General features: G+C 68.0%; 6 protein-coding genes and 2 pseudogenes. 4 read left to right on the top strand and 4 right to left on the bottom strand.

All coding sequences use genetic code 11. The annotated features are described in order from the left end of the window. A pseudogene (locus tag ABZ818_RS36005) lies at nucleotides 1-387 on the top strand (hypothetical protein); the annotation flags it as partial. Between the two features lie 663 nt (nucleotides 388-1,050). On the opposite strand, the gene ABZ818_RS36000 reads toward ABZ818_RS36005, so the two are convergent. After that, entirely contained in the window at nucleotides 1,051-1,269 is a 219-nt protein-coding gene (locus ABZ818_RS36000) for a PepSY domain-containing protein (RefSeq protein ID WP_361424392.1), read from the bottom strand. Nucleotides 1,270-1,308: 39 nt separating this feature from the next. Between ABZ818_RS36000 and ABZ818_RS35995 the strand changes: the two are divergent. Beyond that, a pseudogene (locus tag ABZ818_RS35995) lies at nucleotides 1,309-1,509 on the top strand (ATP-binding protein); the annotation flags it as partial. A gap of 194 nt (nucleotides 1,510-1,703) precedes the next feature. Here ABZ818_RS35995 and ABZ818_RS35990 read toward each other — a convergent pair. After that, nucleotides 1,704-2,300 (bottom strand): TetR family transcriptional regulator, encoded by a 597-nt coding sequence (locus ABZ818_RS35990; RefSeq protein WP_361424389.1) that lies wholly within the window; start codon nucleotides 2,298-2,300, stop codon nucleotides 1,704-1,706. Nucleotides 2,301-2,540: 240 nt separating this feature from the next. On the opposite strand from ABZ818_RS35990, the gene ABZ818_RS35985 reads away from it, so the two are divergent. After that, entirely contained in the window at nucleotides 2,541-4,061 is a 1,521-nt protein-coding gene (locus ABZ818_RS35985; RefSeq protein WP_361424395.1) for an MFS transporter, read from the top strand. Nucleotides 4,062-4,373: 312 nt separating this feature from the next. Further along, nucleotides 4,374-5,975 carry a hypothetical protein gene (locus ABZ818_RS35980; RefSeq protein ID WP_361424386.1) on the top strand — a complete coding sequence of 534 codons (1,602 nt, stop codon included), beginning with the start codon at nucleotides 4,374-4,376 and terminating at the stop codon, nucleotides 5,973-5,975. 307 nt (nucleotides 5,976-6,282) lie between these two features. Here the strand turns inward: ABZ818_RS35980 and ABZ818_RS35975 are convergent, their stop codons facing one another. Both ABZ818_RS35975 and ABZ818_RS35970 read right to left on the bottom strand, forming a co-directional pair. Beyond that, nucleotides 6,283-7,803, bottom strand: coding sequence for an amino acid permease (locus ABZ818_RS35975; protein WP_361424383.1), 1,521 nt, complete (start codon nucleotides 7,801-7,803; stop codon nucleotides 6,283-6,285). Nucleotides 7,804-8,163: 360 nt separating this feature from the next. Beyond that, complete coding sequence (locus tag ABZ818_RS35970; protein WP_361424380.1) at nucleotides 8,164-8,994, bottom strand: ABC transporter permease; 831 nt, start codon at nucleotides 8,992-8,994, stop codon at nucleotides 8,164-8,166. Nucleotides 8,995-9,004: the final 10 nt, after the last annotated feature.

Here is a 9,004-nt window from a genome sequence, read left to right as displayed (position 1 = left end):
GGCTTCGGCGAGCGCGGCGGCGGTGGCCACCGCGGCGGCCACCGCGAGGTGGGCAGGATCTTCATCAACGAGCGGTCGTACTCCGCCCGCCCGGACGGCTGCATCACCGTGGTGAGCGGCCTGGGCTCCAAGAGCCTCAACATCCGCAACGACAGCCGCAGGGGCGTCGAGGTCTTCCGCGGGGCGACCTGCGACAACGGCGCTCCCATCGCCACGGTCGGCCCGCGCAGCGAAGCCAACGGCGTGAAGCCCGGGAGGGTCCACGGCGGCGTGTGCGTCGAGGACGGAGTGGTCGCCAGCTTCCGGGTGATCGGTCACCACAAGGGCGGCTTCGACGACTTCGGCGGCTTCGGCGACTTCGACGACTTCGGCGGCTTCGACTTCTAGAGCCAGCCCGTGATGCGCATGGCATAGAACCCCGGCCCGCCGTAATCGGGCCGGGGTTCTGGTCTCAGAGCATCTGGCGCGACTCCCCGCCCAAGACACCACGGGATGAGTGACATGAACAACCGCCTGGTGGAGGACGCGAGCGACGACAACTACGTCATGGACATCCTTGACATCACGTGCACACCCGCATTGCCGCGCCTTGGACAACAAGTCCGCTGGGAAATGCACAGCCACCTCAAAGAGACGGTCGACCTGACCCGGGTCACCTGCAGGGTGATCATAAAGATCGGCCCCACGAAAATACTGGACAAAAGCTACACATTGCCCGATCTGCTGGCAAGCATGGGCACGAGCCTGTCGGGTGACGCCCAACCGCCCGCCGGGCCGTGGAGACAGACCTGGAATCTCCAGATCCCCCAGACGGTGCCGGTGGCCCAGGCACCATCTCCACCTGCGCGCCCACACAGGAGACGGGAAGAACTTCCTCGCCCTGGACATTCCCATCGCCTTCAGCCACAGATGGACCACGGCCGGCGACAGCATCGGCTCACCGAGCCGTCCCGGATTCGACGGAGATCTCAGCTGGTCACTGTGACCCGGGGCGTCAGGATGCCCCGGGCCAGGTCGCTCAGTCACAAGTTCTCCGGCAGCGTCGGCTGCTCAGTCGTGCTCGCGGTCGTCGTCCGCGCCGTTGCCGCGCGAGTGGGCCGGGCCGGTGTGCATGGCGGTGACCTTGCCGGTCCGTGCGTCGACGACGACCTCGTGCGCGGCGCCCTGGTCGTCGGTGACATCGACGCGCCAGGCCGCCGTCCCGTCGCGGTGGCCGTCGAGCTCGGCCGACGTCGCAGTGCCCGGGACCTTGCCGAGCGCCGTGTCCACCGCCCGGCCCAGGCCCGTCCTGGCGGACTCGGCGAGCACGGCGTCGCCGCGGCCGGCCGTGAGCGCGTCTTCGAACGCTTCGTCCTCCTCGACGAGGCAGGCGGCCGCGACGACGGCGGCGCGGGCCTGGGCCTGGCCATCGCACGCGATGTCGTCCAGCGCCACGGCGGCACACCCACCCTCACCGACGCACCCGACGACGGCGCGCTCTTCCAGGTCGGACTCCCGCGCGCCGGCTGACAGCGGGGCAGGACCCAGCGACCTTGCGCGGCGGTGAGGTGGTCGGCGACGTCCGCCGGCCTGCCCGTGCCGGGACACGCTCGGCGTGCTGCTCCGCCTCCGCAGGCGTCAACTACCGCGCTCCCACCCGATCGGGCGACAGCCCGCTCAACTCGCTGTGGCGGAGATGACGGGTCCGCCGGCCCAAGGGCGCGTCAGACGAAGGGGCGCGCCATCCGGTTCATCGTGTCGACGACAAGCTCACGCGGGTCGTCGGTGAGATCGCTGTCGATCCAGCGGCGCATCGAGATGCGCAGCGCGACGAGGAAGGCCGACGCCATGACCCGGGCGTCGAGGGCGGTGTCCGCGTCCCGGGCGGGACAGCGCTCGACGATCGCCTCGGTGAGGCTTGCCTCCAGCCCTGCGTGATTGGCGAGTTGACGGGCCAGGAGCGCGGGGTGGCGCAGCGCAAGTCGGGTGCGTACGAGCGTCTCCCACTCCTGGGCGCCGCTCTCCGGCAGGCAGTCCAGGACGGTGGTGCACAGGGCGGCCCAGGCGCTCTCCTCGGGTGGGCGGGCACGGAAGGCGGCTACCAGTTCTTCGAGGTAGCGCTCGTCACCCCACAGGACGGCGTCCTCCTTGGTGGCGAAGTAGTTGGAGAACGTCCGGCGTGAGATGCCTACCGCGTCGGCCACCTCTTCCACGGTGACCGCGTCGAATCCGCGCTCCACGGCCAGGCGCAGGGCGGCCTCGTGGACCGCCTGCCGGGTGGCGGCCTTCTTGCGTTCGCGTAGTCCCGCTGAGTGCTCCATGGTGCAGCCATCCTATGAGAGCGCCAACAACATTGCGCAGTGCGCAAAATTGCGCACTGCGCATGTATTCTGGGCCAGTCGGCGTCCCGGTCGTGTCCAGACCGCGTTGACGGCCGGCCCTCGTGCCGTCCTCCCGCCGGCCCTGACCTTTTCCTCGTCGACCTCGTTCTCTCTTCATCCGGAGGTTTGCGCGTGAGTGCGCACACAGCGGTATCCGGGGGCCCGGACGGCTCCGCGACCATGGACCACAAGCACGTGCTGCGGGCACTGAGCGGGCTGCTCACGGTGCTGTTCGCCGCGATGCTCAGTTCGACCGTGGTCTCGGTCGCGCTGCCGCAGATCATCGGCTCGTTGAACGGGACGCAGTCGCAGTTCACCTGGGTGGTCACCGCGACCCTGCTGGCCTCCACCGCCTCAACGCCGATCTGGGGCAAGCTGGCCGACCTCTTCAGCAAGAAGCTCCTGCTCCAGATGTCGATCGCGATCTTCGTGGTGGGCTCGTTGGGCGCCGGCTTCTCGCAGAACACCGCTCAGCTCATCGGCTTCCGCGCGGTGCAGGGCCTGGGTATGGGCGCACTGCAGGTCCTGGTGCAGGTCGTCATCGCCGCGATGGTCAGCCCCAGGGAGCGGGGCCGCTACAACGGCTATCTCGGCGCGGTCATGGCGGTGTCCACCGTCGGCGGCCCGCTGCTCGGCGGGGCGATCACCGATGTCTCCTGGCTGGGCTGGCGCTGGTGCTTCTTCATCGCGCTGCCCTTCACCGTCGTCGCCTCCGTCATCCTCAACCGCACCCTGCACCTTCAGGACGTCCGGCGTCCGGACACCAAGGTCGACTACTGGGGAGCCTCGCTCATCGCGGCCGGCGTCAGCCTCCTGCTGCTGTGGGTGACGTTCGTCGACAACTCGTTCGCCTGGCTGTCCTGGCAGACCGCCGCCATGGTGGCCGGCGCCGTCGCGCTGCTGGGTGCGGCCCTGTGGGTCGAGTCCCGGGTCGCCGAGCCGGTCATACCGCTGCACATCATCAAGCGGCGTGACCCCGCCCTGGCCATCGTCGCGAGCCTCGCGGTCGGCATGGCGATGTTCGGCGGAGCGGTCTTCCTCGGCCAGTACTTCCAGATCGGACGCGGCTACTCGCCCACCGAAGCCGGCCTGCTCACCATGCCGTTGATGGCCGGGGTACTGATCTCCTCCACGGTGGCCGGCCGGATGGTCTCCACGACTGGCAAGCCCAAGCCCGTCGTCGTGGTCGGTGTCGTCGTCCTGACGCTCGGCTTCCTGGGCCTGTCCATGATCGACCATGAGACGTCCCTCGTCGCGGTGTCGGCAGGCATGGCGGCGGTCGGTGTCGGCGTCGGTATGTCCATGCAGAACCTGGTCCTCGTCCTGCAGAACAGCGTCCCGCTCAAGGAACTCGGCGCGGCCAGCGGAGCCATCACCTTCTTCCGCTCCCTCGGCGGCACGATCGGCGTCTCGGTGCTCGGGGCGGTACTGGCCGGCACTGTGAGCACGAAGATCACCGAAGGTCTGGCCAAGCTCGGCATCGACGCCGGCACGGGCGGCGGCGGAGGATCCACCTTGAACATCAAGGCGATGCCGGCCCCGGTCCAGGACGTCGTACGCGCCGCCTACGGAGACGCCACCGGCCACATCTTCCTGATCTCCGCGATCATCGCCATGGTCGGGGTGGTCGCCACGCTCTTCCTCACTCCCGTCACCCTCCGCGACAGCGTCGACCTGCCGGGCCAGGCCACCGACGACTGAGACTGGATGAGGCGAACACCGCCCACCCGCCGACCGCCGACACTCAGAGGCTTCCCGCAGGTCAGCGCGCCCTTCCCCCATGCTTTCAGCGTGACCGGCGGGAGCTCCGGAGCGGGTGGCGGAGCTCCGCCACCGTCGGCGACGACAGCTTCCCGTCACCTCGATCACTGGGCCCCACCTGCCGATTTGGGTCCTGGTACAGGCCTCTGAGCCCTGTCCATGGGCCCAGGTGTCGTCGTTAGGGTTCGACCCCCGGCGGGTGTACGGCCGGCCCCCGGTGCCCGGATCGAGCAAGCCACGACGAGGTGACGCGTGAACCGCAACGACCGCATACGCCGAGGAGTACGCACGAGCACGGGGCAGACAGCAGTCGAGTACCTGGGAATGCTGGGGCTCGTCACCCTCGTGGTCGGCGCGATCGTCGGCACCGTCATCGGGGGCGACATCTCCCACTCCGCACACCGGCAGATCTGCCGGATCGTGGAGATGACAGGCGGCGGCGACTGTGCCGACTACAACGATGGCAACGACCGCGACGGGCAGTCCGATCCCGGCGAACCCGTCAAGCCCGCCACCGCCCCCGGTGAACAGACCGGCGAGCCGGATGGCGAATCCGGCGACAAGCCCGACGGCAGCAAGGGGAACGCACTTCCCGACCTGTGCTTCGAGCCGCGGGAACGGTCATCGAAGTCGTCGGTCTCCGTTCCGGGTAACGGCCCCGTCAGCACGGCGGCCGCCTGGGGCTACTCCTGGCTGGTCAACTTCGTCATCGACAAGGTCAACAACGAGAAGAACAAGGAGAAGCGGGTCCAGGAGGCGCTTGCGGACCTCGCCTACTGCCTCCCCGACTACAACATCGTCATCGCGCAGCCGCATGAGGGCAATCTGCAGCAGATGGACGGTGCGGCACTGATCGAGACCGTCAGCATCAGCGGTACGACGTACCGCGTCTACGCGTTCAAGACCGGCGAGTTCACCTGGGCGGACGACGCCGACCTCGGATGGAAGAACCGCGGGTTCTACGGCGTGTTCGACGTCAGCGAGGACCGCCGCACGGTCACGTTCCAAGAGCCGCCCCGCCCCCAGCGGAAAGAGGGCTGGAAGTCCGGTGACGAGGGTTGCGAGATCGAGGGGGAAGAACTGCCCGACCGGAGCCGGTACTACAACACATACTCCCCGCTGGACAACGAGGCGTCGGCTCAGGCTGTCCGGATGCTCGTGAACGACATGCGCCGCTGCTTCCCCGACTACAACGTGGTCGCGATGCACTCGGAGCAGTCCTCGCACTGGGTCGAGCAGCCGGATTCGTTCGTCCATCACGGCAGATACCGGCTGAACTCCAACGAGTACCACGCTGGCGAGGAGGGGGATGACATCGCCTCGGGCCGGGCCGTGTTCGACATCTACGTCTTCGACAAGGGCACGTTCAGTAATGACGGCGACGGCGGCTACACCAACTGGGCCTTCTACGGCGACTTCACCCGCGACGGCGCGGAGGTGGCCTTCGAGCAGCCGGAACCCGCCGACCTGGACGCCGATTCCCTCCCCACCGGAACGGGCACGGTCAACTTCGACGACGGGACGCCGAAGTACACGGACGGCGGGCCGTACCCCGGTACCGACTACTCCGGCGATGTGCCGGGCGACAGCGCCGAGTTGATCCATTCGCTGATCGACGAGTACAACCGCAGCTTTCCCGACACGAACATCATCGCGGTGAAGTCGTTCAACGACCTTTCCTTCTCAAGGGTGTCCGGCCTCGAGCACCTTGCGGTGGTGCACGGTGTCGATGTGTTCTCCATCGACGAGGGAACCCTGTCCAACAACGGTGACGGCGGCTGGCAGAACTGGGGGTTCGCGGGCACCTTCGCGCGCGCCGAGGGCTCGAAGGAGGTGACCTTCAGCAGCCGCTGAAGGTCGAACGAACGCTGCAACGGGGGTGCTGGGAGCGGGCAGTGGAGCGCCGTCGCGGCCCTTCACCTCCCGAACCCTGCCGGCCATCCGCCTGCTGCCGCTGCTGGGCAGCCGGCGGATGAACAGGTTCGACCACGGGGTCGTCGAGGACTTCATCCAGACCATGGAACGCGAAGGTGTCGGCCTGGCCACCCCCCACCAACTTCTCGCGCGAGAACGACAGCGGCCCCTCCCCCGGCTTCAGTGGCCGGTGGACGACGACGGGGCCGCGGCGGTGGCACCCAGCGGGGTCGCAGGCGTCACGACGTCACAGATCCTTCAGGTTGTCACGGCTGGTCATGAAGTGCTTACGGCCGCCCGCATACCACGACACCAGCGCGAACAGAGCGACCACGGCCACCGCGATCGGCGCATAGTTGAAGCTGTCGACGTTGACCGGCCGGGTCGGCGGCAGCACGAACAGCACGCAGATGACCACCACCCACACGATCGCGACCCAGCCGACCAGGCTGCTCCACTTGCCCAGGTGCCACGGTCCCGGAACGAACTCGTTGCCGCGCAGACGACGCAGCAGCACCGGCGTGACATAGGCGATGTAAAGGCCGATCACCGCGATCGAGGTCACCGCCAGGTATGCCGTGGTGTTGAACAGCGCCGGCAGCGTCAGGATCGCCGAGAGCGTCACGCAGAACCAGATCGAGTTCGTGGGCGTCCCGGTGCGCGGGTTGACCTTCGCCCAGATTCTCGACCCGGGAAGGGCGTTGTCGCGCGAGAACGCGTAGCTCATCCGGGAGTTGGCGGTCACCGAGGCCATTCCGCAGAAGAACTGGGCGGCACACACGATGAACAGCAGGAACTTCGCCGTGCCCGGACTGTTCAGCGAGTCCAGGAAGACCTGCGCCGGCGGCAGCCCGGTACTCGACGCGGCCAGCTTGTCCAGCCCCGCGGAACTCTTGTCCTGGATCGACGCGGTGATGGAGTAGAGCAGGATGAAACCGCCGATGACCGAGATCACCACGCTCATCACAATCCCGCGCGGCGCGCTGCGGGCCGCTCCCCTGGTCTCCTCCGCCACATGGGCCGACGCGTCGTACCCGGTGTAGGTGTACTGCGCCATCAGCAGGCCCATGAGGAAGACGTAGATGCCGGAGGTCCAGCCGGTGGCGTTGTGCCAGCCCGTCAGCGTCCACCCGGCGGACTGGTGGTGCTCGGGCAGCGCCCACAGCACGGCAACGATGACCAGGACGCCCACCACGTGCCACCAGGCGGAGACGTTCGACAGGAACGCGACGAGCTTCACGCCGAACGTGTTGAGAAGCGCGTGCACAAGAATGATCGCGAGGAACAGCAGGAAAGTACCGCCGGCAGTGACCTCGATGCCCCAGACGAGGTTCATGAACGCCATCCAGGTCGTGGCGCACCCGAAGTCGATCGCGGCGGTCACGGCGACCTCGCCCATGAAGTTGAACCAGCCCACGAACCAGGCCCAGGCACGCTTGTTGTTCCTGGCAAGCTCACCGGCCCAGAAGTAGAGACCACCCGCAGTGGGGTAGCGCGAACACACCTCGGCCATGGCCAGCGCCACACACGTCACGAAGACACCGACCACCGCCCAGCCGAGCACGATGGTCGACGGACCACCCGACTTCAGCGCGATCCCGTACGACGTGATGCAGCCCGCCAGGATCGAAATGATCGAGAACGACACCGCGAAGTTCGAGAACGCGGACATACCGCGATGAAGTTCCTGCTTGTAGCCCATCTCTGCGAGACGGGCAGCATCCTCGTCCAGCTCTATCTCTGGCTGGACTTCCTCTTGCGCAGCCATCCACGACTCCTCATCGACGAGGGACGACGGCGAACAAAGTGGCGTACGACACACCCGTTGTCAATGGCTTGTTCTCAAACCTTTTCCGGCCGCGACACACCGGCTCGACCGGGCCACCAGGAAGATGCCCATGCCCGCAGGCCCTACCTGTTTGCCGGCTACGGCAACCGGGAAGACCATCACCCCGTCACACGCCCACCGAATGCCGTGACTGCAGCCGCCGTGCGCATGATCAGGGGCCCCGCGCCGCCCCCACATGGGCCCGACGAGTTCGTCCTCGCGCTCCCCCGGGTAATGGACTGCCCCCAGTGCCGGCAGGTCAGTGGGTACGGCATGGCTGCTCCAGTCCTCCGGCGTCGGTCAGGAGTCGCGGTGGTGGATCACGGTGAATCCGGCCGCGAGGGCGAGGACGGTGTAAAGGGAGAAGACGCCGAGCCCCGCCGCGGCGCTCAGGCCGTGGGGTTCGGGGTGCAGCAGATAGAGGGCATTTGCGGCGTTCATCGGCAGGTAGGGGCCGAGGGTGGTCTGCCAGGTGTCCGGCAGCATGCCCACCAGGATGACGGGCACGAACAGCAGGCCGAGCAGGGTGGCGATGGCGACGGCGCTGGAGCGCAGGGCCGCGCCCAGGCCCAGACCGAGCAGCCCGAGGAGGGTGAGGTAGACGCCGCCGCCGACGGCAGCGCGCAGAACCCCTGGGCTGGTCAGCGACCGGCTGAGGGCGCTGCTGGTGTCGGCAGGCAGGGCAGCGTGGAAGACCAGGTACGCGGCCACGCAGGACAAGACCCCGACGGCCAGGCCGACGCCCGCGAGGACGACCGCTTTGGCGGCCAGGACCGTGCGGCGCCGGGGCGTGGCGGCGAGGGTGGCGCGGATCAGACCGGTGCCGTACTCGCTGGTGATGGTGAGGACGCCCAGCGCGCCGAGTGCGATCTGCGACAGGTGCAGGCCGATCAGGCTGAGCCGGACCGGGTCTGCACCCTGCTGCTGCGCGACGCTGAGGCGGCTGACGAGGAAGACGCCCACCAGCGCGCCGATTGCGACGTTGGAGGTGACCGCGCCGAGCAAGGTCCACAGCGCGGAGCGGACCGAGCGGAGCTTGCACAGCTCGGAGCGGAGTTGGTCGTTGAAGCCCGACAGCGCGCCCCGGGAGGCGGGGCGGGGCAGGGATGAGATGAAGGCGGGAGTGGTCACGGGGATCGTC

Source organism: Streptomyces sp. NPDC047453, assembly GCF_040643155.1.
Lineage (GTDB): Bacteria > Actinomycetota > Actinomycetes > Streptomycetales > Streptomycetaceae > Streptomyces.
The sequence above is the reverse complement of the archived record's forward strand: the minus strand, read 5'-3'. Positions and strand labels throughout refer to the sequence as shown.

Coding starts and splice junctions, on each gene's coding strand:
- ABZ818_RS35975 (WP_361424383.1), bottom strand. CDS start 7,803: ATGGCTGCGCAAGAGGAAGTCCAGCCAGAGATAGAGCTGGACGAGGAT.
- ABZ818_RS35990 (WP_361424389.1), bottom strand. CDS start 2,300: ATGGAGCACTCAGCGGGACTACGCGAACGCAAGAAGGCCGCCACCCGG.
- ABZ818_RS35985 (WP_361424395.1), top strand. CDS start 2,541: ATGGACCACAAGCACGTGCTGCGGGCACTGAGCGGGCTGCTCACGGTG.